This is a genomic window from Zunongwangia sp. HGR-M22, from assembly GCF_027594425.1.
Taxonomy (GTDB): domain Bacteria; phylum Bacteroidota; class Bacteroidia; order Flavobacteriales; family Flavobacteriaceae; genus Zunongwangia.
On record NZ_CP115159.1, the window covers coordinates 3,075,894 to 3,100,762 of the forward strand.

The window sequence follows — 24,869 nt, forward strand, 5'->3', positions numbered from 1 at the left end:
TATTTCATTTTTCGGTATTCGGTTCAATATCCAACATTGTATTATACCGTTTTCAAATCAGCTCATTTTCAAATTAATCCATGAACTAGTAAGTTCAATAGTCCTTTTTCTGATTCCTGAATCTTGCTTCTCGAATCTCTTTTTTTTACTTCAAATAGCGAACCTAAGGTGCAGTTTGAGGTTGAAAAGTTTAAGGTTCAATTTTTTTATAGTTTTTACGTGATTCTGTTTATGTCTTAGTGTTTCCTGATTCTTGTGTCTTTTTTCTATAATCTTTAGTCTATTTCATAATCCAACAGCAAGGTTTAAAACTAAAATTCCATTTTTAGCTTACCAGTCTTAAAAATGCTTTCTTATTTTTGCTGTATTAAAAGGTTTAAGCGCAATGAAAAAATTTAAGGTCGAAGTAAAATGGGGAATCACTTTTGTGATTGCTCAACTTATCTGGATTGCTTTTGAAAAAGTGATGGGCTGGCACGATGAGCATATCAATGTTCAAGGAGTATATTCTTTATTTTTCGCGGTAATTGCTTTTTTAATTTACTATGCAGCCTTAAAGGAAAAGCGTGACAAATATTTTACAAACGAAGATTTTGGATGGCAACAGGGTTTTATGAGCGGAGTTATACTTACTGGTGTAATTACAATTCTTACTCCTCTTATCCAGTATTTTGCGATTACTGTTATTAGCCCTAATTATCTTCAGAATATGATTGCTTTTTCAGAGCAACAAGGCATGACTGTAGAAAATGCCGAGACGATGCATAGCACAAAAATGTATCTATTTATGCAGATTTTTAATGCACTTGCTATGGGAATCGTGACCGGAGCGATTGTAGCGCTAATTACTAAAAGGAAAGAGAAATAAAGCTTTAAAAACTATATTTTTAGCAACAAATTAGGATCGGGACAATTCTCCAAATAAAAATCCAGGTCTTTTTTAGAAGCTACACCCGGATAATCTCCACTATTTCCCTGAAGATCTTTAATAAGCTGAAAATGTAAATGTGGAGCATAATCACCATTTTCTTCTGCAGCGCCCAGTTCAGCTATTTTTTCTTGAGCTTTAACTTGCTGGCCTACTCTCAGGTTTTCTAATGATTTTCTGCTTAAGTGCCCGTAAAGTGAGTAAAATACTTCATCTTCAACTGTATGCTTCAAAATAATTGTTGGTCCATAATCTCCAAAATTGGCATTATCCTGAAAGCTATGGATTTCGCCATCTAAAACTGCTAGCACATCAGTACCTTCCGAAGTCCAGATATCAAGACCAATATGGATATTTCGGTTTAAAAATTCATCTACGTTTTTATTGAAAAGTTGGCTACGCTGATATAGTTTTCTTACTTCGTTATAACCACCAAAAGCAAGCTTTTTACCAGCCACTTTAAGATTATGATCTATAAATACCGAAAAGGCTTCAGAAGAAAGTTGCTCTAATTTTAAAAGTTCCGGGTTATTGGCAGATAGGTCGATGGCAATAAAATCTTCCTGTTTAAGTTCTCCTCCAACAACTGGAGTAAAACCTGCAGTTAACCCGGAAATATATTCAGCGAAACTTGCTTTCATAGAGTGCTTTTTCGCCAAATGTAATCTTTGTGTCCTAATTTAGCAACACATCGCTAAATCTTGCTGATATAGAGATTTGTCGATCTACATTAGAACTTTTGTAATATCCTTTTAGAATCTCGTTATCGTAAGACGAAGTTTTATCTACATTTAATGCTGCTGGATAATCTAAATCACTTTGATTACCGTTATAATTAAACCTAAATGCCGATTGAGGTAATTTTAATCTTAAATCGCTATTTTCTAACGTAATATCAAGATTCTTAAAGCTCCCTCCTAAATTTTTGATTGTTAAGTTACCAAAGGTACCAGACAAAATACCCATTTCGTTTAATCTATTAATATGTACATCACTACTGTTCGAAATTAATTTTATACTTCTGGCCGTGTTAATATAACAGCTTGGCAAATAGCTTGCATTAAGTACACCGTAATCCCAATTTGAGATGCTAACCGGTGTGTACGATACTTTTACGTGAGTATCTTTTCCGGTGATTGTATTCGCCTTAAAATTTGCGTGAGATAGTTCTGCAATAAGATTATCTGCATTATCCAGTTCTATTTTACCATAGCGTACATTAAGTCTTATTTGAGCATTTTTAGGCGCTTTTATTTTTATGGTCTTATGGGCGTTGGCACCTTCTTTATTTCGATTTAAAAAGATCACATTAGGCATTTTTTCACCAGCTTCTTGTTTAGCGGTCATTTTCTCTTCAAAATTCTTCCCCCAGGCTTCCATTTTCTTTCCAAAGGATTCTCCCCACTTCTCCATACTGGCTCCAAAAGAATTCCCCCATTCTTCCATGCTTTTCTCAAACTCCTCGCTATTTCCCTCTACATTCTTTTCAAGGTTCGCCGCCCATTTTTCCATTTTCTTCTCAAAGTCTTTTCCAAACTTTTTATCGACCTGCTTTTCATAACGATCTAAATAGGCATCACCTTCTTCCTGATAGGCTTGATAATCAAAATTTAAAGCTCCCATATTTGCAAAAAGATCTGGTGGCAAAGGGTTTTCAGAAATATTTTGTAATAAAGGGGTTACAAGATCATTCATTATTGGCCCCATAATTTCTGGCAATTGCGCCAAGGCATCATTAAGCTCTTCATCATTAATATCTACATTCCAATTAATTTGCATGTCAGATTTAGAAGATATCTGTACTTTATTTTTTGATCCCTTAGTGTTAAGCTTCCAGCTATCCATAATTTTGGCAGCTTCATTTTGTGGAACACCACCATCAATATAAGCTTCGATCGCTACGGTATTTTTATCCCAATTCTCAATAACAATATTGGTGTTTTTCGCATTTACTTCTACAACAACATCACTATTCACATTGTAGTTTCTCTGCATCATATCCTGTGCGATGACGGTGACATGCAAAGTGCATCCCAAAAGGAATAAAAATATATAATTAAGCTTGTGCATTTTCATAACTGTTGTCTTTTGATTCTTTAATTTCTTTTAGCTTTTGTTTTAGTTTGAACAACAACTCTAACCTAAGCTGTAAGTTAGCAACCATTGCTTCGATGGTTTGTTCGTTTGGCCCTAACTCATTTAATTCGTTATTTAATCTTTTGTATTCTTTATCCAGCTCTGCCAGTTGCTTCATAAAAGAGTCTATAAGTGCTTTATTCTCATTATTCACATCTAGCTTTGCCAACTCCATATTAAGGCTTGCCATGTAATAATCTTCTATCTTTTTATACTGTGGCGACACATCACTTAGCTGAAATTGTTTTGCTGAATTTTCGCTTTTCTTCTCTTTCTCTTCTACTGGGTTTTCTTCTGAATTTTCTTCTGAATTTTCTACAACCTGATTCCCATAAGGATCTACTGAATTACCAGAACTGAAGTAGAAAAATCCTCCTGCTCCCAAGGCAACCACTAGTACGGCAGCGATCTGTAAAAACCATTTATAGTTACCAGACTTTTTCTTTTCAGGAAACGATTTATTCAATCGATCTTCAAATCTTGCATGATGCCCTTCTGGAATTTGAAACTTTTGTTTTTCTTTATCCTCCTGCAGCATCTTTCTAATATCCTGTCCCATATCTCAATTTTTTTATGTTTGATCTACTGTGAGCTAAACAGCTTCTCCTCTACAATTTTGTTTGTCTTTTTATTCCTCCCAATTGCTGCTCAAGATTACTAATCTTTTCCTGCAATTTTTTCTTTCCGCGGTGCACCAGTGTTCTGGAAGCCACCTGAGTAATATTCAGTATTTCTGAAATTTCTTCATGATCATATCCTTCTACTAAAAATAGCATTAAAGGATATCGATACTTTTCTGGAAGCTCGCTAATCGCTTGCTTAATGTCTTCAACGGTAATTCCGTCGTTAACATGCCAGTCTTCTTCGTCGGTTTTTCCAAGAACATGCTCGTTCATCGCAACTAGCTCTAACTTCTTTGCTTTTAGCTTATCCAGACATTTGTTTATAACGATTCTTTTAAGCCAGGCGCCAAAAGTGACCTCTCCGGTAAATTGATGCAGTTTTGCAAAAGCCTTAATAAAAGCTTCCTGCATCGCATCTTCTGCCTCCTGGGTATCGTTCATAAACCTAAATGCCACGTAATACATACCTTCACAGTATTTATTGTAAAGCTTTAGCTGCGCTTTGCGGCTATTGTTCTTACAATCTTCTATTAACTGATGTTGTAACAAAATGGTTTTTTGATTGGTTGTTGTTCACTTTAAAGACGAGCTAAATTTAAGCATGTTGCAAAAACTCGATTTTTTTTAATTACAAATGTAGAATCAATTTATATGCTTATTTTAGAATATTAAACATGCAAGATGAAATTGCTAAGTTTAGCGCTAATATCTGTCTATGAATAATAACCTGAAGTTACTACTAAAAATTTTAGGAATCAGCCTTTTGGTGTTCGCCGTCATATTTTTTGTAGTTCACTATAACACCAAAGCATACAGTCCAGAGGATAACGTATCTTACACCAATAACGATCTTACATTAGAAGTTTTTTATAATAGACCTTATAAAAAGGGAAGAGAGATTTTTGGGAATCTTGTTCCATATGACTCTGTTTGGCGAACCGGTGCAAACGAGGCGACGGTTTTTAAAACCAATAAAGATATTCTGGTAGATGGCAGTTTGTTGCAAAAAGGAGAATATACGCTATGGACGATCCCTAAAAAAGATAGCTGGAAAATTATCTTTAATAATAAAATGTATCCCTGGGGGATTGACCTTAAAGGAAATGCATATCGAGATCCTGAATTCGATGCGCTTGTTGTTGAAGTTCCCGCAAGCAATCAAAACATTAGTGTAGACCAATTCACTATTTATTTTGAAGAAGCTAACGACTTAGTATTTTTAGCCATATCCTGGGATAAAACGATTGTAAGAGTTCCTATAAAAATAAAAGAGACTCCTACGATAGAAGCCTCTTCAAATAATTAAAGATTGTTATCTAATCTTAATCTTCGTCTATAAGTAGATTTAAAGTCACATCGATATTATCTCTTGTTGCTCTAGAATAAGGACAAACTTCGTGAGCTTCATTTATTAAGTTTTCTCCAGTCTCTACGTCTATATCTGGGATATAAATATCCAATATAGCAGAAAGCTCTAAATCTTTATCTTCATTTTGCCCAAGATCGATTGTAGCAGTTACACTATAATCGCCAAGATCTACATCTGCATTTTTAGCGATCATTTCTAAAGCACTTCCAAAGCAGGCAGAGTATCCTGCTGCAAATAGTTGCTCGGGATTACTATGGTCTCCACCTTCTCCTCCAAGACTTTTTGGCTTGGAAAGTTTCATATCTAATATTCCGTCTTCGCTAGTCGTTCTACCATCTCTACCACCTTCTGTAGTTACTTTAGCTGAATACAAAGTTTTCATCTTTTTGAATTTTTATATTATTCTACAACAATATACCATTCCATAAATTCGCATTCAAAGAATGTATTCATAAATTTGTCATAAATCAGCACACATTGACAACGCCTTCCAAAAAATTTACATTATCCCAAAGCAACAGCATTCCTGCTTCGGCTAATGTTAGCACTAATGCCGCAGAAAAAATTAAATCACTTCGGAAGGAAAAACAAGATCATTCTGTAATTTTAAATCAACTTCTTCAGGGGAACCATACAGCACTGGGTAAAGCGATCACTCTAGTTGAAAGCAATAATGTAAATCACCAAGAGCAGGCTTCAGCAATTATTGAAGGTGCCTTAGCTTCCGCAGGAAAATCTATAAGAATAGGAATTACAGGTGTCCCAGGCGTAGGAAAAAGCACTTTTATAGAAAGTTTTGGAGGTTATTTACTCAAATTAGGAAAAAAAGTTGCTGTGCTTGCTGTAGATCCTAGCAGTACTATTTCTAAAGGAAGTATCCTTGGAGATAAAACACGAATGGAAAATCTGGTAAAAGAAGAAAATGCCTTTATTCGACCAAGTCCATCTGGTGATTCTTTAGGTGGTGTTGCCAGGAAAACGCGAGAGAGTATCCTTTTATGTGAGGCAGCCGGCTTTGATATTATTTTGATTGAAACCGTGGGCGTAGGACAAAGTGAGACCACCGTACATAGCATGTGCGATTTCTTTTTATTATTGAAATTAGCAGGAGCTGGTGATGAACTTCAAGGAATAAAACGCGGCATTATGGAAATGGCAGATGCCATCGTGATCAATAAAGCAGATGGCGAAAATATTAAGGCTGCCAATACCGCAAAATTAGATTTTAAAAGAGCTTTACATCTCTACCCACCTAAAGAAAGTAGTTGGTTACCGGAAGTTCTACTCAGTAGCGCTTTGTACAACGAAGGCATTCCAGAGATATGGGAACTTATCGAGTCTTTTAATAAAATTACCACAGAAAATGGCTATTTTCTACTAAATAGAAAAGAACAAAGTAAATTTTGGTTATTACAAACCATTAACGAACAGTTGAAGCATTCTTTTTATCAAAACCCTGAAATTAAAGTGGCTTTAGAAAAACAATTAAAGGCTATTTTCGATAATAAAACAACTGCTTTTATTGCTGCAAAACAGCTTTTAGACAAGTTTTCTAAACTATAGAAAATTATTTTTATACCAGTTAATTTGTTTTTGTAAACCTTCTTTTAAAGTTGTCTTCGGGTTGTATTCCAATATCTTTTTAGCTTTAGTAATATTAGCTCTAGTGTGCCATTGGTCGCCCTTCCGTTTCGGCACAATTTGTAATTCGATCTTTTTACCTAAAAGCTTTTCGACACAATCAATCCCCTCCTGAGTAGTATACTCTGCTTCTGTACCTAGATTGATGATTTCGCCATTTAATTCATGATGTTTTTCAATTGCGGAAAGTAGTCCATCTATAATATCACCCACATAAGTAAAACTTCTCAAATGCTTTTCACTTCCAGAAAAAAACGGAAACTTTTCATTATGATATGCGCAGGATATTAATTTGGCATACAGCTTCTCAGGACGCTCTCGCGGTCCGTAAACAGAATATAATCTAAAAGAACTACTATTTAATCGTTTTGCACGAGATTCTGCCAAGACTAATTGCTCTGCAGCTAGCTTGGTAACTCCATAGTAGGAAGCCGGTTGCGTTGGAGTATTTTCAGAAAAGGTAGCCTCTAAACCGTAAACTGAAGATGTAGAAATATTAAAAAAATGCTTCAGTTTTCTGTTTTGATGAGCAAATTCAATTAAATTCTGGGTTGCAATAAAATTGTTCTGTAAGTATTGATCGAAAGTACTGGTTGCTGAAATTCCTGGTTGTGCTGCAAAATGAATAATAAAATCAAAATTAGTTGAAAGCTTTTTGAAATCTTCAGTTTCTCTTAAATCTGCATTAATAACTTCTACATTTTGTTTTTGCAAACACTCAGCATTCAGCTTTTTCAATTTTACATCATAATATTCTGAGAAATTATCTATTCCTGTAACCTGATAACCTATTTTATTAAGTGCCTCAGCAGCGTGGGATCCAATAAAACCGGCAGCACCAGTAACTAAAACTTTCATAAATTTAATTGTAAAAACACGAGTAAAACAAAACTATTGAGTCCAAATTACGTCGATTTTCACTTATAATCTATATTTATCTTTATAACCTTCTTACATTTTCTATTAAAAGATACATTTGTAAATAATTTGTAAGCATGGAATATCAATTTACGATTATTGTACCAATTTATAATGAGGAAGAAAATCTGTATCGCTTAGAAAAACAACTTTCTCTGTACCTTGAAATTGCAAGGATACCAACCTGTATATTATTAGTTAATGATGGTTCTTCAGATAATAGTTTATCGATGATCGAAAAAATTTGCGAGCGCAATAAAGCTTTCTTTTTTATATCTTTTGAAAAAAATTGCGGACTAAGTGCCGCGATCAAAGCTGGATTCGATTATGCTGATACTCAGCTTATAGGTTATATCGATTCAGATCTACAAACAGATCCTGAAGATTTTAATCTTTTAATGCAGGATATTGGCGAATACGATCTTGTTACTGGATGGCGCGCTGATCGTAAAGATTCTTTTGTGAAAAATATGTCCTCGCTTATCGCCAATGGTATTCGTAAAAGCTTTACCCACGATGGGATGAACGATACCGGATGTCCTTTAAAGATCATCAAGGCAGATTATGCAAAAAGAATCCCGATGTTTAAAGGCCTTCATCGTTTTTTACCGGCCATGATCATGCTACAAAACGGAACAGTAAAACAAGTTCCTGTAAGACACTACCCAAGAATTGCGGGGAAAGCAAAATTTCATTTATGGAACAGACTTTTAGGTCCTTTAGTCGATTGTTTTGCTTACCTGTGGATGAAGAAAAAATACATCAATTATAACGTGGCTAAAAAAGGATGAGCCCATGGTACGTCTATACTGTAGGTTTTATTGCCCAGATCCTTTTTTCTGGACGTTTACTGTTGCAATGGATCCTTTCTGAAAAACACAAAAAGGTTTTAACGCCCAGCCTATTCTGGAAGTTTAGCCTAATCGCCTCTTTTTTACTTTTTGTTTATGGGGATCTACAGGATGATTTTTCGATTATGTTTGGCCAGGCGATCACCTATTATATTTATATTCAGAATTTACAGTTACAGGGAGAATGGGATAAAATGAAGCGTATTTTTCAGCTTTTCATTTATATTTTTCCAGCTTTTGTAGTGCTTTACAATTACAATAATGGCACCTTAGATCTACAACGTTTCTTCGGTAACGACAGCATCCCTATCTGGTTAGTTTTACTGGGAACAGTTGCTCAAATCATTTTCAATCTTCGCTTTTTATATCAATGGATCTATTCTGAAAGAAAAAAAGAAAGTATACTTCCATTAGGATTTTGGGTGCTTAGCCTGATTGGTGCGAGCCTTATTTTGATTTACGCTATTATTAGAAGAGATCCTGTTTTATTTACAGGACATATTTTTGGAAGTGTAGTTTATGTAAGAAATATTATCTTAAGCCAAAAGTCTAAACGACAACTAAATGAAGCCTAAATTTCATAGATACCTACTTGCTCTTATTGGTGTTTGCATCCTAATATTTTTCTTTAATCTGGATGCTATTTATGTAAATATTATGGAAGCCAGAAACTTTGGTTCAGCCAGAGAAATGCTGAATATGGATCATTGGCTTCTAACTACCTTAAACGACATTCCGCGTTATGAAAAACCGCCGTTGCCAACCTGGCTCACGGCAATTTCAGCAAAAATTTTTGGTATAGAAAATTTATGGGCTTTACGAATACCTGCTGCCTGTGCGGCAACTTTGCTTACAGTTTATTTATATAAATTTTCAGAATTATTAAATATTACTAGGAAACAAGCATTTATAGCAGCGCTTGTGGCAGTTACTTCTTTTTATATTATTTTTTCTGGGAGAAATGGCCAATGGGATATTTTTACTCATGCATTTATGATGGTGGCTATTTATTTCCTTTTCCAATTTTTTAGAGACCAGAGAAAGTTATGGCGTAACGTTATTTTAGCCGGAATTTTCTTTGGTTTTTCGATACTTAGTAAGGGCCCTGTTTCGATTTACGCATTGTTTTTACCTTTTGTAATCGCTTATTTTCTTGTTTATAAATTTCAGGAATTTAGCAAAAAATGGGGCGCTTTAATCGTTTTTATAGTTCTTGGTTTATCAGTTGGATTATGGTGGTTTGCTTATGTAAGAATAGCCGACCCTATTGCATTTTTAGATATCGCTAAAGATGAAGCATCAAACTGGGGAAGTTATAACATTCGGCCGTTTTATTATTATTGGAGCTTCTTTACGCAAAGTGGCATTTGGACAATTCCGTCATTCGTTGCGCTGCTTTACCCTTACTTAAAAAATAAAGTTAGCAATAAAAAAGCTTACCGATTTACTGTTCTTTGGACGTTTCTTTCAGTAATACTTCTCTCCATTATTCCCGAGAAAAAGTCTAGATATCTCTTACCAGTGCTAATCCCTATGGCATTAAACACTTCATTTTACATAGAATATTTATTCAGAAATTATTCAATCTTAAAGCTGAACGAGAAATGGATTGTTTATTTCAATTTTGGACTCATTGCAATAATAGGTATCACTTTTCCTATCATTGCTCCATTTTTCCTAAAACTTAGCGGAATTTATTATTTATGGTACACTCTAACATCAATTGCCTTAGCAGGTATTGGGTTTGGAATATTCTACTTCTTCAAAAGGAAAAAAATTGCGAAGATTTTTTATCTGACTATAAGCTTCATCTGTATGATCATAATTTTAGGTTTTCCCCTCGTGGATACTCTTATTAATAATCCTAATTACAAGGCATTTTCTGAATTAAGAAAGCTATCCGAAAAACAGCAATTTGAAGTTTACGCATACAAGTCTTTTAGTCCGGAAATTATTTGGAATTATGGCGAGCCAATTCCCATATTAAAAAATGATGCTAGCTTCTCTATTCCAAAAGAGAATATATTTGGTTTACTCATATCTCCAAATGACACTATCACATCAGAAATGTTTCCTAAGTATTCTATCGAGAAAGTTGATCGGTATGACTTAAATCAAGTAAACCCGAACAAATCTGGATATAAAGATCGCCTGATTCGCGATTTTTATTTACTCAAAAAAAAGTAATAATATTGGATTAAAGATTTAAGTAACTCAATACACTCTCTCCTGAAAAATATTTAAATTATCCATGTAACATTTGGTGCAAAAAGTATCTAAAGGATAAATCTTAAATCTTTTCCTATGAAAAATTTCATTTTACTCTTTAGTTTTTGCTTTCTGCTTTTTACAAACCATACATTTAGTCAAAGCAGTTTTAAAGTTACAAAGTCTGGTAGCGGTGAGCCAATTTTACTTTTTCCCGGTTTTACAAGTACATCTTCAGTTTATAAAAGTCTAATCGAAGACCTTTCTAAAAATCATGAAATACATGCATTCACTTTTGCAGGTTTCGGTGAGGTTGCTCCTATCCCTACTCCATGGCTTAAAACAATTAAAGAGGATATCGAAACTTACATTATAAATAATGAACTTAAAAATCCTGTAATAATAGGTCACATTATGGGTGGTACTTTAGGATTGTGGTTGGCTTCAGAACACGCAAACTTTAAAAAATTGATCTTAATCGACGCCTTACCTGCGATGGGTGCTTTTATTGCCAGATTATAATAGTGATTCTATAGAATATGAAAGTCCCTATAATGAGCACTTGTTAAAAATGGATACTTTAGAATTTAAAAACATGGCTACGCAAATGGCAACTGGAATAAGTATGAACCTTGAAAGCCAAAAGTTGATTATTGAAGATCTAATGAAAGCTGATCGCAAAACCTATGTTTATGGATACACTGATCTTCTGAAATTAGATTTACGCCAGAAATTATCTAATATTGATATTCCGGTTTATATTCTTGCTGCAGATCTTCCTTACGGAAAAGAAACAGTTGAAAAAAATTATAAAAGCCAGTACGAAAACCTGAAAAGCTATAAACTTAGTTTTGCTGAAAATTCAAAGCATTTTATAATGTTTGACCAGCCAGAATGGTTAAAGAATCAAATTAATATCGCCTTAAGTATCGATGAATAAGAAAATCATATTCAGGGATATATGCCGCCAATTACCCAAAAGTTTTTCGGCTTTGTTTAGGGTACCTTAGTGGTAACGAAGATTTATCTAAAGATTTAGCGTATGAAGTTTTTATAAAAGTGTGGCAATATTTAGATGATTTTAGGGGTGAAGCTTCCACTTCTACCTGGATTTATAGAATTACCGTAAATACGTGCTTGCAGGAACTACGGAAGAAAAAGACCAAAACTCTAAAAATAGAAATTGCTGACGATAATCCCATAGAAGAATCTGAAACCGAAAGTCAGTTAGCTAGCATGTATCGTTGTATCGATCAGCTTTCAGCAGAAAATAAATCGATCATATTATTAGAACTTGAAGGTTTGCCGCAAAAAGAAATTGCCAAGGTGATTGGAATTAATCATGCTTCAGTAAGAACAAGAATTCACCGAATTAAAGATCAACTTTCTAAATGTGTAAAAAATGAATGATTTTGAAAATATAAAGAATCAATGGTTGTTAACAGAAACACCAGCGCCAAAAAACAATTCCGAAGAAATTATAAAAAAATCAAATTATATAAATCGTAAACAAAAAATAACAAAATTAGTTTTAGGTATTACGATTATCATTTTGATTGGATTTTTCTTCTATATCTCGGCTTATAAATATTCACAGACATTTTTAGGCTTAGGATTGATGCTTGCATGTCTTAGTATTCGAATGGGGATTGAATATGCGAGTGGAATTAAAAAAGAAAATTTTGCCAGTTACCAAAGTATGAAAGCATTTGACAACCAATTGCTGCGCTATTACAAATCCAGAAAAAAAATTCACTATATCTGGACACCAATTTTATTTGGGATATATGTTATTGGATTTTTATTGCTGCTGCCCGGTTTCAAAGAAAGTCTTTCTTCGGGATTCTATACTTATATTATAGTTTCAGCTGTATTAACATTCGTAGCGCTCCTACTTTTAATTGCTTTTCAGATAAAAAAAGAACTGAAAATTATCAAAAATTTAGAGCAAATGCATTCTTAAAAAGGAAGCGATGTGATATTATTAAACAGGCATTAAGTAAAAAGCCTCTCCAAATTGGAGAGGCTTTTGCTTTTATTTTTTAGAAGCTGCGATAGATTCCTTACGGAATTCTTTAAGAAGCTTTTCTAAAGCTAATGAAGTTTTTCTAGCGCGAGTTCCGGCTGCTTTGTTACCAGATTCTAACTGTGCATCAGCATCAGCTTTAAAAGATTCGAATGTCTCATTGATATTTTCTACCAATTTTTCCATGTTATAATATTTATAAGATTAATTAGACAAGCGAAAATAAAATAATATTCGATTTTTACAGGCATTTATATCAAAATTCCCTCTTAGGATCCCCAATTTTAGCATATTATTAGTCTTGCTAATAATATTAGATGGAAATATCCCACTGTATGCGGAATCTTAACTCGTCTTTTATTCCCATATCTTCGGTTTCCAGATCAAATTCAGATATCTCCATGGTGAGTTTATTGCGATGCCCTTTAAAAAACCAGTTTAAGGCCAGGGTTAATTCATCTAAATTAGATTTTACTCTTGTATTTGGAGTATAACTGGCATAACGTGCTGCTATTTCTAAAGGTTTTGGCCACCAGCTAAAACTTTGATGTGCCAAATATCCCGCCTGTAGATAGTAACCACTCAAATTGGTTGCTCTTAGATTTATGCGGTCTTCAATTTTTTTCCAATGAATTTCTGATTGCCAACTGAATCCCTGGTAAACTAAAGCTGTTTCGATGTTAGCCTGATTTAGGCGATATTGCCCCGGGTTTTCCGACTCGTAACCTTCAAAAAAGCCACCGCCGGATGAAGAAAAACGGGTATGCTGACTTCTATTGGTAGATCCGGCAACAGCGATAATGGCTCCAGGTTTTTCATGAATACTTAAATCGCTACCTGTAAAGCCAATATTTTCTCCGAATACATTCCATTGTAAACGGCCAAAATACATAAGATCTTTGTTGTCATTTTCTGTAGCCCCACGACCTGACCCAGTAAATACACCAAACCAATAATTAAAATCGACCGCTCCCACAGTTCTTAGTCGTCCATAAAGTTCTATTCCCTGCTGCCGATCGACCGTAAAGGCTCTATTTAAAATAGAACGATCTACTGTTTGCTGTGCGCCACTACTAATACGACGTTCTCTACTATATTCTACTTTAAATTGACCAATTTTAAAATTAAGGAATTCCCACGGCTCAATCATCAGTCTATAATCCAGCAAATTAGATTGTCCTAAATCGTATTCCCAGTAATATTTAAGCCAAGATTTGTAAGCGTGTCCACCTACTTTTATCCGAGAACGATTTACTTTGAATACATTACCACTATTATCATCAAAGTCATTAAAAGATAACGGATCTTGATCGCCCGGCGTTGCATAGCGAAACTGTAATCTACTTTGAATCTGAAGTGAATACTGGTTATCATTGGTTCTAAATTCAAAACCATTAGCCCCATAATTCACCTGTAAATCTTTTAATACATCTCCGGAAGTTTCCTCGGCGCTTTGAGAAAAAACGGTATCTGAATTTAATATACCTAAAAAGAGTATTAAAAAACTAAGAATACTATAAAACCCACACTTCATAAACTTATACTAGTATGGTTTCAAAAATAGAAATAATTAATTTCTTAACATTGAATTAGCTTTAAAGAAACATTTAATTTACAATTGCAGAGATTTAGAATTTAAATATCAGCTAATTAAGGTGTTTTCATGCTGAATAACGTGACTTTTTACACTAGCCTGAAACTCCTGTGGTGTCATTCCTGAATGTTGTTTAAAAAATCTACTGAAATACGATCTGTCTTTAAATTTTAGATTGAATGAAATTTCTTTAATAGTATTCTCGCTATGAATAATTTGACGTTTCGCCTCCAAAATTAGTCGATCATGAATCAGTTGCAAACCGGTTTTTTCTAATTTCTCTTTAAGAATCTGATTTAATCGCTTAGCGCTTATTCCTAATTTCTCAGCATAAAAAGAAGTATCTCGCTCTTCTAAATAATTAGATTCCAGCAGCAGCATAAACTCATAAATGCGCTTTTCGTTAATATCATGTTGAGTAAAATGTTCCTCTTTCAACTGAATTAATTGCAACAAAAACACCTTCAAAAGAGCTTTCATCATAATTAGATTCATCTCGTCCTTTTGATATTCTTCTGTCAACAAATTATAGACAGCATTTAATCCTTTAGAACTTTGCTCGGTTACCTGTAAACAAGAAAATTCGCCCTGGATATTAAACATTCTAAAAACGTCCAACAAAAATTCTTTAAGATCATCTTCTAGCAATTCTCTTTTAAAAGATAGCAGTACTCCCTTTTTGCCTGCTTTATTCAATTGATGCACGCGGTACGGCGGGATCAAATAGATCCAATCTCCCTGCACGGTCTGAAATGAATGCTGAGGAACGTGTAAAGCTTTTTCATTTTTAAGCCATACAATCTCAAAAAATTCTCTCCTGCCGGGATCATCCAAATAAGAAGGAGGACAATCAATTAAATCGCGTATATATAAAACCTTATCACTTAGCATATTCTTTGTCATTAAAGATTGAAAAAAATGGCTTTTCCAAAAAGTACCACAAAACTAGCTAATTTCACCCAACAAAAATCACGATATGGCAAATTGTACCACATATCTGCCAGATTTTATACCAATTTGATCTCTTGCGTAGATTAATTTTGTCCCTCCCTAAAAAGGGAGATAATTTAAAGACGATCATAATGGATAATAACAATCACGATAACAAAAATGCTAGCATCCAAAATGCTTACGAGATCATTATAAATGAGCATGTAAATCTATATCACTCTTTAAATTTAGAAAGCCTTAAGGCTATAGAAAAGCCAATTAAAAATGCTAAAAAGATATTTTTAACGGGTGCAGGCAGAACTGGTTTTATGGTAAAAGCAGCTACAATGCGCTTAATGCATTTAGGATACCATGTATATGTTGTTGGAGAGACTACTACACCGGCAATTACTAAAGATGATCTTTTAATCGCGGTATCGGGTTCTGGAAATACAAAATCTATATTGAACGCTGCTGAAACTGCTCACAAAAATGAAGCAGATTTAGTATGCTTTACAACAGATGAGTCTTCTCCGCTCGCTAAACTGGCAGATCATACTGTAGTTATTCCGGCAGCAGGAAAGCAAGAACATGGTAATTCCATTTCTCAGCAATATGCAGGCAGTCTTTTTGAACAATCATTTTTATTGATTTTCGATGCCCTTATCCATTATTTATGGAAACAATCTGATAGCAGTGCCGAACAATTATGGGAGATGCACGCCAATATGGAATAGATTAAAAAGTAAAATAAAAAAGAAGAATATAAATTAAACATAGAGGATTATGACTAAATTACAAGTAGCAATCGACCTACTAAATACAGAAGATGCAATAGCTTTAGCTACAAAAGTAGCTCCTTATATCGATATTATTGAATTAGGAACACCACTTATTAAAAGTGAAGGTGTACGTGCAATTACTGCGATGAAAGAAGCATTTCCAGACAAAATGGTCTTTGCTGATTTTAAAACTGCAGATGCAGGTGGATTAGAAGCTGAAATGGCTTTTAAAGCAGGAGCAGATTATATCACTATCTTAGGATCTATTGATGATGCTACTATCATTGGTGCTGTTGAAGCGGCTAAAAAATACGATAGAGCTGTAGTTGTTGACACTATTGGTGTTAAAGATCGTGTGCAACGTGCGCAAGAAGTAAGCAAACTAGGTGTAGAATTCGTAGAATTACACGCAGGTTTAGATGAGCAGGCAAAACCAGGATACTCTATTGATGTTCTTGTAGAAGAAGCTTCTAGAGCTGGTGTACCAGTATCTATCGCAGGTGGAGTTAATCTTGATAGTATCACTAAAGTTAAAGAATCTGGAGCAGTTGTTGCCGTTGCCGGTGGAGCTATTTATGGAGCTGAGGATCCAGCAGCAGCAGCTAAAGCATTAAAAGAAGCTTTAAACTAGTTTCAAGACATTACATTATTCAAAATGTAGATTTGTCTTAGGGCTGGTAATAACCAGCCCTTTTTTTTGCTTATGTATTAAATCTATGTTTCCCAGTTATTTTGAAATTAATCGGAATATATCCAAAACAAAGGTTTTATTTCCTAAAGTACATATTCTTCATTTACACTTTTCACTTGTTCTGGAATATTCTTACATCTAAGCATTTCTAATAAATTGATTTCTATAGTTCTTGATATTAAGTTTAAAGGAATTCCGGTAGGTAACATTTCAAATGGATTAAGAAGCGATACTCCAATTTTGTGAATCGTAAGAAACACGTAGCCTATTAAAGTTCCAAAAACCACAGACCATATTCCAATACTTTCAGCAGTTACAAGCGTTGAGCATACAATAAATATCCATACAAAAACTCTTGTATAATAATTATATGTAGTTGGGAAAACAGTATTCGCAATACGTTCAGATTTGCCCATTTGGTCACAAAAGTTAATAAGCATTTGATTTAATTGCATAAATTGAAAACCATCAACCTTTCCTTTTTGATACCATTCGTTTAAATCTCTTGTCTGAAGATTTAAAACCGCATTCGCTTTATTTGACTCATGTCTTAAGTATTCAAAATCATCATCATTTAAGAAATTTAAATAATCGGTTTCTGAAGATTTCCTCAGGCCTCTGTTTAAAGCGTAAACAAAACCTATATGTCGGCGTACTAAAATTTCAATGAAATTTCTGTCTTCTCCATTAATTTCTTCCGTAGTTTTTTTCAGAAATAATAATTGTCTCGCCCAGCTTCTACTATCGTTTACGAGTCCTCCCCAAATTTTTCTTGCTTCCCACCAGCGATCATACGCCTGATTATTGTTGAAACCGATAAAAAACGCAAGTGCTGTACCAAGAATTGTTGGCAATAATGCGGGGATGGGAATATTTATAATATTGAAATACTCAGATAAGGCATAGGTAACGCTACAAGTTAAAAAATCAATTAAAAAATAAGTCCAGGAACCTTCAATAATTCTGGAGATTCTAACTTTATTGGAAATTAACATTCAGTTTTTTATCTAAATTAAATAAAATTTGATATTATTTAAATTTTTATAAATATTCTTAACTACTTTAATACTTTTATTAATTATTAAAAAGACTTATAACGTTAAAACCTAAAGATCACTAATATTCTTTATGAAATATTTTAAGCAACCTATTAAAATTTTAGCGGTAGATGATAATCCAGTTAATCTGTTTTTAGTAAAGACGATTATAAATAAAATTTTTGATTGTGCTGAAATTATAACTGCTGCTACAGGTGAAGAAGGCGTAGCGATTTATAGAAATTCGCCAATTTTTGATCTTATTTTAATGGATATCCAGTTGCCGGGAATTGATGGATTTGAAGCAATTAGATTGATAAAAAAAATAGAAACTAAGCACTCCACACGTATAGTAGCCCTAAGCGGAAATAAATTGGAGAATATGATGGAAAAAGGTAAAATGGTTGGTATGGATGGCTATCTTAGTAAACCGATTAAAGTTGAACCAAGTAAAAATCTATTTAAAAAACTCTTGGTAAAAAAAGATTAGTGCCTCATCGTTCTTTTAAATAAAACTTGGAACATGCCGTATAAGACTCCCTTATTATCAATAAAAAAGCTGACTCATTCATTTTCAGAATAGTCAGCTTTAAGAAGTGTGATCTTTATTTTTCAAGAATTACATCACTTTTTGATCTTCAAATTTCTTGGATTCTTTATTGATTTCCTGCATTATTTCAGCAAATGTACTTACAGATTTTTTTCGATCTTCAGCATCATACATCGCAGAAACTGCTATTAATTCATCTACGTTAGTTTCTTCCAAAAATTCATGTACTTGTCTTTTTACGGTTGCTTTGCTTCCTACAAAAGAATACTTAAGCATTTGCTGAACTGAAGGATGTTCTAATACTCCTTTTAATTCAGATGTCATAGGAGTAGGTGGTTTTAATCCTTCTCTTTCTCCGGTTAAAATTCCAAGAAACATTCGTATTAATGTTGTAAATAATTCATTTGCTTTTTCATCGGTTTCAGCAATTATTACATTTACACCTGCCATACAGTAAGGCTTATCTAAAACTTCTGAAGCAGAAAATTCTTCTCTATAAATTCTTAAAGCATTTTGTAAATGCTTTGTCGCAAAGTGGCTGGCAAAAGCATACGGCAGTCCTTTTCTGGCAGCTAAGTGCGCACTATCTGTACTAGAACCTAAAATATAAAGCGGCACATCTGCACTTTCAGCTATGGGAGCTCTAACTTCTGAAGTTTTATTCTCTAACGAAAAATAACGTTCAATCTTAGCAATTTCGTTTGGGAAAGATTGTGCAGCCTGCATAAAATCAGATCGTATTGCACTTGCAGTTTTAGGATCTGTTCCGGGAGCTCTTCCTAAACCAAGATCGATACGGCCAGGATATAATTGTGCTAAAGTTCCAAACTGTTCAGCAATCATCAATGGTGAATGGTTTGGTAGCATAATTCCTCCAGAACCTACTTTAATTTTAGAAGTATTATCAGCAATATAGCCCATAAGAATTGAAGTCGCAGTACTCCCTACGTGCTCCATATTATGGTGTTCTGCAAACCAAAACCTATGATAACCTGCATCCTCAGCTAATTTTGCTAATTCCAGCGAATTGTTTAAAGTTTGTTTATATGTATTTCCTTTTGAAACATGAGCAAGCTCAAGTATCGAGTATTTTATGTCTTTACTATTCATATATTTAAATGTTTCAATATATTAATCATTGAAGCTTTGTAAGTTCTTGAGTGTCGCTAAATAATCGTCCAGAATTTTCTGATTCAGAGAATAAAAATAAAATCGTCCTTCCTTATGCGGAATTATCAAATCGGCTTCTACCAGTCTTTTGATATGATGACTTATTGAAGGTTGTGATAAATCTAATGAATCGACAATCGCAGAACAATCCAATTTTCCTTCGTTTTTTTGGATCGCTTTCAAAATAATCAGTCGATTTCGATCACTTAAAGCCTTAGCTATTTTCTCTACTTCTTTTAAATTCAAATTCTCTAATTAAATAATTTAGCTAACAAAGCATTACACATAGTTTGTAGCGAATAGTGAAAAAACCTTACATAACCAAAGAATTAATTTGTTTCCGAAATCTATTTTAAGCTTGCTATAAAAAAACTAGAAATGTTGAAAAATAGACTCTCATTATAAAATATTTAGCTCCCACAAGCAGTAGCGTTTTAGAGAAATATTTGAAGAATAAAAACTGGATAGTATTGATAAGAATACAAAGATCAATTCGACATCAGTATAATTTTTCTACCGATGTTTACCATTAGTTTTAAGATACTCCAATACAACATCGGGTTTATCGGTTTGAATAATATTGATTTTTTTATTTATAAAATAATTGAGGGTATCTGGACTAACTTCCAGCGATTCGTCCAATTTGCCTAGAGCGTTTGCAAAAACAGGTTTTCGATATTTTTTTTGCATTTTTTCTATAAACAATGATTCTCTTTGGCTTTCTGAATTACCCAGATGAATAATATCTGGGTTAACACTTACCATTGCTCTTTTTATAGCTCGTCGATTGGGATTTACTTTTGTCATGCGCATCGCTGACGGAAGATACTTAACTATTTTTCGCATCACTGCATATCTGCTTTCATAGAAAAATACGGAATTAACGGCCTTGCAATCTTCTATAACCTGAGCCACCTTTTTAATATGTCTGGACTTCACTTTAAGATCAATATCAAATACAATCTGATTCTTACCAAAATTTAAAGCTTCTGCGAGTGACGGAACTTTAAACTCAGTAGGCGTTCCATCTTTATCCAAAAGAGATAATTCGCAAATTTCTTGATAAGTCAAATTTTTCACCTTACCTGAACCTGTAGTAGTGCGATCCACTTTCCTGTCATGAATTAGAATCGGAATTCCATCTTTGGTTAAACGAACATCAACTTCAACAATATCAATATTATGAACTATAGCATCTTCGATAGACTGTAATGAATTTTCAGGAAAATTAGTATGCATCCCTCTATGGGCAGCTACTAGAATTACAGTAGGAGAAGGATCAAAAAGATTCTCGTTAGTGTACTGAAATGAAGAGTTAGATTGCGCTCCACAGAACCTAGATATTAGCAGAAATATGAATAAAGCTTTGTATTTCATGGATTTTCAATATATGATTTCAATCTTCAGTTCAGAGGTAATTGCAGACAATACAAAATAAAAATACTATATAATTTGAATAGTTAAATTGATGTTTAGAAAATTGAGGAGAAATAGCTCCTCAATTTCTAAACCACTAAACTGATTTTGTATAAAAAAACTTCTCATTGCTTCAAAATTAAAATAAGAAAATATACTAGAAGTTATCCTATAGTTATTAATTTCTAATTGAATATTAGATTTGGATTAATTGAAAAATGCTTTCAGAAGAAAGCATTAAAAGTTGATTACGATTTCTTTCTTAAAAAAATACATAAAAGAAGGTATAGCTACAATAATGTGATGATGGTCTTCGTTGATGCGAGAAACTATTAAACTATAAATTTTAAATAATGCAGAAGATTTTTAATCTGGAAATTCATGAACCTATTGATTTTGAAAATCCTTTTATAATAGAAAACCTTGTTAGAGAACGAATGCTGAATCATTTGGAAGAGAAATACACCATCCAATCTGTTAATCTCTCAATGAACCGTAAAGACAATTATGTGCTTATCGTGGTTGTTAATTTAGAAAAGTAAACTTCTACAGTCGAATCGATAATAAATTCGATTCAGACAGTTTCAATTAATTTTATATGATGTGTTGACTTATCAGCCGTAATTTTTCGTTGGATAAGTCAGCACACTCATTATTTTCTTTCCTACTTCTACGAGTTCATTTTTGTAAATCGTAAAATTCCATTCAGTTTACCTTAAAACAAATACCACTCGTCGACACTAAAAAATAGCTTAACGATTTAACTTAATATAAAAGTAGTAACTGATTTATTTTCGTGATGTGAATAAGTCGCGTTATGAAAGCACTACTACTTCTTTTTAGCCTTTTGTTTTCTATAGCCTTAAGCGCACAGAATTATAAATTCTTAGGAACTTATGATGATCAAGGCGTACCAGATTACTTAGTTGGTCGAGATGATATAAGTGCAGAAACCATGCAAATGATTTCTGATGCACTTCCTGAAGGTTATCCTGTACCAGATTATAATCCTCACTACATTAGTGCCGGCTATGATACCGATCTAATATTAGACAAAGATGCTGCAGTGTGGGTAACATTCGTAAAAGAAGGTGCTGGTTATAAAAATGTTTTAGGTTTTTATACCTATGATAGTAATGCTCCAAAACCACCAAGGCCTAATCGAGAAGATATTACGATTATTTTCCCTAACGTATCTGGAGCTGGTTCTGGCGGCGGACTTTATGCTGGGGATAAAGTTAAAATAGGTGATTTTAAAGCAGGGACCGCAATCGGCTGGGTACTTCTAGCAAATGCATGGAAAGGCCACGTAACCGATGGGCTATGGCAATTATTTTCTAATCCAGATTATAATCCTGAAGCCGATGAAGATTTAAGATATCATAATGTATTATTAGAAGACCCAGAAAATGAAAGAGTGATTCTTGGTTTTGAAGATATTAGAAGAGATTATGCCAGTTGTGATCAGGATTTTAATGATGCTTTATTTTATGTAACTGCTAATCCTTACGATGCGATTAGAACTGCCAATTTTGTGGATATAAAATCTGCGACAGATGTAAGTTCTGCAAATATGGGTGGATTAGAAAGTAATGGTGATTTAGCTTCTTTAATTGCAAAAAGAAATTTCAATAGAATTAAACAAAACAACTTTAAAGATCATAAACGTAAACAATCAAAATATAAAGCTCAGGGCCAATTCATGAAAAACTCACTGGTGAATCTGGAATCCCTACTACCAGAAACCGGGATGTTTGGTTCTGAGCAATCTTATGAATCTAGTCCAGAAGATCTTCTTTCGATTACAAATGCGAAAGAGATTTTCTCGGTAGATTATTACCAGGGTGATAAACGTGTCGCTGCCGCTTTAGCAACCTTAACCGATAATGACATTTACGATCATTCTAAAGTAATTTGTGACCGATTAAACAGCTCTAGTTTAGAAGATATTAGAACAATAAAATTAGCCGGACACGAGATTATTATGATCAAAATGCTTAGAGCAAGCGGGCAAGTAGAATATGCACTTAATTTTTCTGTTCAGCTTAATGGATCTGGCGGAAATAAATTATACAGCTTCTGGAATATTGGGGATTATCCAAAAGGAAATTATGCAAACTTCCAAATTTGGGGAGGCGCTATGGGACAGGTGAGCACTTTAGCTAAGCACGTTATCGACACGTTTAAAACTGCAAATGGTTTAAGTTTTAATACAGAAGAAAGCGATATTCCCAGTGTTTTTGTAAAAAAAGGAATTTATAAAAACGGACAATTATATCTACGCCTTAAAAATAATTCTGCTGCTACAGGTATTCATGTTCAGGGAAAAATTCGTTCTACCGAAGTAGCTTCGGAAACTGAATTCAATGAAAACATCTCTTTAGCTTCTGAATATGAAGAAGAAGTGGTTGTAGATGCCGGGAGTTTATTTGATGTTGGCTTAGAAATTCAGGGCAATAATTCGCCAAAAGCAGACGCACTTTATTTAGCCGATGGTCCCTGGGGAATTGATTATGCCGATACCGAAACACGAATTAATACTTTTAGTATAGAAGAGGCTAATTTGGATGGTTTCAGTAGTAATTCTTATCAAATTGAAAGAAATGTAGCTATAAATGGTGAACTTTATGAAACTTTAAATGTTTTCAGAAACATTTTGGCCGGAGATCAACAATTTTATACTGATGGGTTTGAAGCCTTAGAATTTACTACAAAAAGCAATCTTCCGGTAGAAGTGATCCTGGTTACCGAAGGCTTAACAGATTGGAATAAAAGATATCGCTACGCCATAGAAACCAATGAAGACAAAAAAACCTACAACCTAAGATTGTCAGATTTCCGAAATGATTCTGAAAGTTTTAAAGGCGAGCCATTAAAAGGAATAGTATTTTCTGTACAGGGGAATTATAGCGCATTTCAGCAATTTAGCGTAAACATAGAAAATGTTCAGTTTACGAATTTTAGAGAAATTCCTTCACAGGAAAATCCAATTGCGATAGTAGATACTCCTGCAAAGAAAGCCTATAATTATCCAAATCCTTTTAGAAATAATACCAATCTGGTTTTACCAAAAAAAGGTAAAAAAGTAAAGGTAATGATCTTTGATATGATTGGTAAAATGGTACATAATAAAGAATACGAACTGGAAAACGGAAAAATAGAAGTCCCAATACAATTAAAAAGTGTACCGCCGGGAATCTATAACAGCATAATTATCGTAGATAATAAAGGGAAGTCACAAATTGGTTTAGTTGTGAATTAATGATTGGTTAGTTGGTTAGGTTAGTTATGTGTGAAAATGCCGGGAGTGGTTACCCGGCATTTTCTTTTTTATTAGCACCATCAAAGAGTAGAATACCCCCGAGGCTTCTCTCGAAATTAAAAATCTATTTCCCCAAAAAGTCTTGTGGGCTTACCCCGAGATAATTTACTAAATTCGTTTTTCAATCTAACAACATGACACTCGAGCAACTAAAATATCCCATTGGCACTTTTATAAATCCTTCTGAAATTACTCCGCAACAGCTTAAAACCTGGACTAAAGAAATTGCAGAATTACCCGCCAAAATATCGAATCTTACTAAAGATCTTTCTGAAGAACAATTAGATTGGCAGTATCGCCCTGAAGGCTGGACGATAAAACAGGTAATTCATCATCTGGCCGATAGCCACATGAACAGTATCATCAGGTTTAAAATCGCTTTAACCGAAGATGATCCTGCGATTAGAGGTTATGATGAAACTGCGTGGTCAGATCTCGATGATTATTTATGTGATATTCACCAAAGCTTAATTTTGCTAGAAGGTTTACATTATCGTTGGGTAAAATTGATCGAGAATTTTAGCAAAGATGAACTTCAAAAAACTTTTTATCACCCAGAAAGAAAACAAAAGTTCACTTTAAAAACCGCTATCGGGATGTATGCATGGCATTCTAATCACCACCTGGCGCATATCGAACAGGCGATTAAATTTAAGGGGAAATTTTAGTAGTTAAAC

The 24,869-nt window shown here is 33.9% G+C and carries 29 protein-coding genes; 16 read left to right on the plus strand and 13 right to left on the minus strand.

Annotated elements, in window-relative coordinates:
- Nucleotides 1–385: 385 nt before the first annotated feature.
- A complete protein-coding gene (locus PBT91_RS13345) occupies nt 386–868 on the plus strand; it encodes a DUF4199 domain-containing protein (protein WP_270058958.1) in 483 nt (160 codons plus the stop codon).
- 11 nt (nt 869–879) lie between these two features.
- On the opposite strand, the gene PBT91_RS13350 is transcribed toward PBT91_RS13345, so the two are convergent.
- The 4 genes from PBT91_RS13350 to PBT91_RS13365 are packed head-to-tail and all read right to left on the minus strand — an operon-like array spanning nt 880 to nt 4,236.
- Complete coding sequence (locus PBT91_RS13350; RefSeq protein ID WP_270058959.1) at nt 880–1,569, minus strand: peptidoglycan DD-metalloendopeptidase family protein; 690 nt, start codon at nt 1,567–1,569, stop codon at nt 880–882.
- Nucleotides 1,570–1,603: 34 nt separating this feature from the next.
- A complete protein-coding gene (locus PBT91_RS13355; RefSeq protein WP_270058960.1) occupies nt 1,604–3,004 on the minus strand; it encodes a hypothetical protein in 1,401 nt (466 codons plus the stop codon).
- Complete coding sequence (locus tag PBT91_RS13360; protein WP_270058961.1) at nt 2,985–3,623, minus strand: hypothetical protein; 639 nt, start codon at nt 3,621–3,623, stop codon at nt 2,985–2,987. Before PBT91_RS13360 ends, PBT91_RS13355 begins: the two co-directional genes overlap by 20 nt.
- 49 nt (nt 3,624–3,672) lie before the next feature.
- On the minus strand, nt 3,673–4,236 hold the full coding sequence (locus PBT91_RS13365) for an RNA polymerase sigma factor (RefSeq protein WP_270058962.1): 564 nt from the start codon (nt 4,234–4,236) through the stop codon (nt 3,673–3,675).
- 166 nt (nt 4,237–4,402) lie between these two features.
- On the opposite strand from PBT91_RS13365, the gene PBT91_RS13370 reads away from it, so the two are divergent.
- Nucleotides 4,403–4,993: a DUF2911 domain-containing protein gene (locus PBT91_RS13370; protein ID WP_270058963.1), complete on the plus strand. Its 591-nt coding sequence runs from the start codon at nt 4,403–4,405 to the stop codon at nt 4,991–4,993.
- A gap of 16 nt (nt 4,994–5,009) precedes the next feature.
- Here PBT91_RS13370 and PBT91_RS13375 read toward each other — a convergent pair whose 3' ends face one another.
- Complete coding sequence (locus tag PBT91_RS13375; RefSeq protein WP_270058964.1) at nt 5,010–5,438, minus strand: organic hydroperoxide resistance protein; 429 nt, start codon at nt 5,436–5,438, stop codon at nt 5,010–5,012.
- A 95-nt stretch (nt 5,439–5,533) separates the two neighbouring features.
- Between PBT91_RS13375 and meaB the strand changes: the two genes are divergently transcribed.
- Nucleotides 5,534–6,619 (plus strand): methylmalonyl Co-A mutase-associated GTPase MeaB, encoded by a 1,086-nt coding sequence (meaB, locus tag PBT91_RS13380; protein ID WP_270058965.1) that lies wholly within the window; start codon nt 5,534–5,536, stop codon nt 6,617–6,619.
- On the opposite strand, the gene PBT91_RS13385 is transcribed toward meaB, so the two are convergent.
- Nucleotides 6,614–7,555, minus strand: a complete 942-nt coding sequence (locus tag PBT91_RS13385) for an NAD-dependent epimerase/dehydratase family protein (protein WP_270058966.1) — start codon at nt 7,553–7,555, stop codon at nt 6,614–6,616. The genes meaB and PBT91_RS13385 overlap by 6 nt on opposite strands.
- Nucleotides 7,556–7,692: 137 nt before the next feature.
- Between PBT91_RS13385 and PBT91_RS13390 the strand changes: the two genes are divergently transcribed.
- The 7 genes from PBT91_RS13390 (at nt 7,693) to PBT91_RS13420 (ending at nt 12,637) form a co-directional block, all read left to right on the plus strand.
- Nucleotides 7,693–8,406, plus strand: coding sequence for a glycosyltransferase (locus PBT91_RS13390; protein WP_270058967.1), 714 nt, complete (start codon nt 7,693–7,695; stop codon nt 8,404–8,406).
- The gene (locus PBT91_RS13395) at nt 8,403–9,041 is read left to right on the plus strand and encodes a lipid-A-disaccharide synthase N-terminal domain-containing protein (RefSeq protein WP_270058968.1); all 639 of its coding nucleotides are present in this window, start codon (nt 8,403–8,405) and stop codon (nt 9,039–9,041) included. The genes PBT91_RS13390 and PBT91_RS13395 overlap by 4 nt, the downstream gene beginning before the upstream one ends.
- Complete coding sequence (locus PBT91_RS13400) at nt 9,031–10,653, plus strand: ArnT family glycosyltransferase (RefSeq protein ID WP_270058969.1); 1,623 nt, start codon at nt 9,031–9,033, stop codon at nt 10,651–10,653. The genes PBT91_RS13395 and PBT91_RS13400 overlap by 11 nt, the downstream gene beginning before the upstream one ends.
- 117 nt (nt 10,654–10,770) lie before the next feature.
- Nucleotides 10,771–11,196 carry an alpha/beta fold hydrolase gene (locus PBT91_RS13405; protein WP_270058970.1) on the plus strand — a complete coding sequence of 142 codons (426 nt, stop codon included), beginning with the start codon at nt 10,771–10,773 and terminating at the stop codon, nt 11,194–11,196.
- Nucleotides 11,197–11,245: 49 nt separating this feature from the next.
- Nucleotides 11,246–11,614 (plus strand): hypothetical protein, encoded by a 369-nt coding sequence (locus PBT91_RS13410; RefSeq protein WP_270058971.1) that lies wholly within the window; start codon nt 11,246–11,248, stop codon nt 11,612–11,614.
- 17 nt (nt 11,615–11,631) lie between these two features.
- On the plus strand, nt 11,632–12,084 hold the full coding sequence (locus PBT91_RS13415) for an RNA polymerase sigma factor (RefSeq protein WP_270061465.1): 453 nt from the start codon (nt 11,632–11,634) through the stop codon (nt 12,082–12,084).
- Nucleotides 12,077–12,637, plus strand: coding sequence for a hypothetical protein (locus PBT91_RS13420; protein WP_270058972.1), 561 nt, complete (start codon nt 12,077–12,079; stop codon nt 12,635–12,637). The genes PBT91_RS13415 and PBT91_RS13420 overlap by 8 nt, the downstream gene beginning before the upstream one ends.
- Before the next feature lie 72 nt (nt 12,638–12,709).
- On the opposite strand, the gene PBT91_RS13425 is transcribed toward PBT91_RS13420, so the two are convergent.
- From PBT91_RS13425 to PBT91_RS13435, 3 genes are all read right to left on the minus strand, one after another.
- Nucleotides 12,710–12,886, minus strand: a complete 177-nt coding sequence (locus tag PBT91_RS13425; RefSeq protein ID WP_270058973.1) for a histone H1 — start codon at nt 12,884–12,886, stop codon at nt 12,710–12,712.
- 127 nt (nt 12,887–13,013) lie between these two features.
- Nucleotides 13,014–14,234: a porin gene (locus PBT91_RS13430; protein WP_270058974.1), complete on the minus strand. Its 1,221-nt coding sequence runs from the start codon at nt 14,232–14,234 to the stop codon at nt 13,014–13,016.
- Nucleotides 14,235–14,342: 108 nt separating this feature from the next.
- Nucleotides 14,343–15,197: a helix-turn-helix domain-containing protein gene (locus tag PBT91_RS13435; RefSeq protein WP_270058975.1), complete on the minus strand. Its 855-nt coding sequence runs from the start codon at nt 15,195–15,197 to the stop codon at nt 14,343–14,345.
- Between the two features lie 179 nt (nt 15,198–15,376).
- On the opposite strand from PBT91_RS13435, the gene hxlB reads away from it, so the two are divergent.
- Both hxlB and hxlA read left to right on the plus strand, forming a co-directional pair.
- Nucleotides 15,377–15,961 carry a 6-phospho-3-hexuloisomerase gene (hxlB, locus tag PBT91_RS13440; protein WP_270058976.1) on the plus strand — a complete coding sequence of 195 codons (585 nt, stop codon included), beginning with the start codon at nt 15,377–15,379 and terminating at the stop codon, nt 15,959–15,961.
- A 49-nt stretch (nt 15,962–16,010) separates the two neighbouring features.
- Nucleotides 16,011–16,637 carry a 3-hexulose-6-phosphate synthase gene (gene hxlA, locus PBT91_RS13445; RefSeq protein WP_270058977.1) on the plus strand — a complete coding sequence of 209 codons (627 nt, stop codon included), beginning with the start codon at nt 16,011–16,013 and terminating at the stop codon, nt 16,635–16,637.
- Between the two features lie 143 nt (nt 16,638–16,780).
- On the opposite strand, the gene PBT91_RS13450 is transcribed toward hxlA, so the two are convergent.
- A complete protein-coding gene (locus PBT91_RS13450; protein ID WP_270058978.1) occupies nt 16,781–17,692 on the minus strand; it encodes a bestrophin family protein in 912 nt (303 codons plus the stop codon).
- Nucleotides 17,693–17,825: 133 nt separating this feature from the next.
- Here PBT91_RS13450 and PBT91_RS13455 point away from each other — a divergent pair, with 133 nt between their 5' ends.
- A complete protein-coding gene (locus PBT91_RS13455; protein WP_270058979.1) occupies nt 17,826–18,224 on the plus strand; it encodes a response regulator in 399 nt (132 codons plus the stop codon).
- Between the two features lie 129 nt (nt 18,225–18,353).
- Here the strand turns inward: PBT91_RS13455 and PBT91_RS13460 are convergent, their stop codons facing one another.
- The 3 genes from PBT91_RS13460 to PBT91_RS13470 form a co-directional block, all read right to left on the minus strand.
- On the minus strand, nt 18,354–19,394 hold the full coding sequence (locus PBT91_RS13460) for an LLM class flavin-dependent oxidoreductase (RefSeq protein ID WP_270058980.1): 1,041 nt from the start codon (nt 19,392–19,394) through the stop codon (nt 18,354–18,356).
- Nucleotides 19,395–19,415: 21 nt separating this feature from the next.
- Entirely contained in the window at nt 19,416–19,700 is a 285-nt protein-coding gene (locus tag PBT91_RS13465; protein ID WP_270058981.1) for an ArsR/SmtB family transcription factor, read from the minus strand.
- Nucleotides 19,701–19,967: 267 nt separating this feature from the next.
- Nucleotides 19,968–20,831 (minus strand): glycerophosphodiester phosphodiesterase family protein, encoded by an 864-nt coding sequence (locus PBT91_RS13470; protein ID WP_270058982.1) that lies wholly within the window; start codon nt 20,829–20,831, stop codon nt 19,968–19,970.
- A gap of 392 nt (nt 20,832–21,223) precedes the next feature.
- Between PBT91_RS13470 and PBT91_RS13475 the strand changes: the two genes are divergently transcribed.
- The 3 genes from PBT91_RS13475 to PBT91_RS13485 all read left to right on the plus strand — a co-directional run bounded on the left by PBT91_RS13475 (nt 21,224) and on the right by PBT91_RS13485 (nt 24,860).
- Nucleotides 21,224–21,412, plus strand: coding sequence for a hypothetical protein (locus PBT91_RS13475; protein ID WP_270058983.1), 189 nt, complete (start codon nt 21,224–21,226; stop codon nt 21,410–21,412).
- 275 nt (nt 21,413–21,687) lie between these two features.
- The gene (locus tag PBT91_RS13480; protein ID WP_270058984.1) at nt 21,688–24,132 is read left to right on the plus strand and encodes a DUF4114 domain-containing protein; all 2,445 of its coding nucleotides are present in this window, start codon (nt 21,688–21,690) and stop codon (nt 24,130–24,132) included.
- Between the two features lie 194 nt (nt 24,133–24,326).
- Entirely contained in the window at nt 24,327–24,860 is a 534-nt protein-coding gene (locus PBT91_RS13485; RefSeq protein WP_270058985.1) for a YfiT family bacillithiol transferase, read from the plus strand.
- Nucleotides 24,861–24,869: the final 9 nt, after the last annotated feature.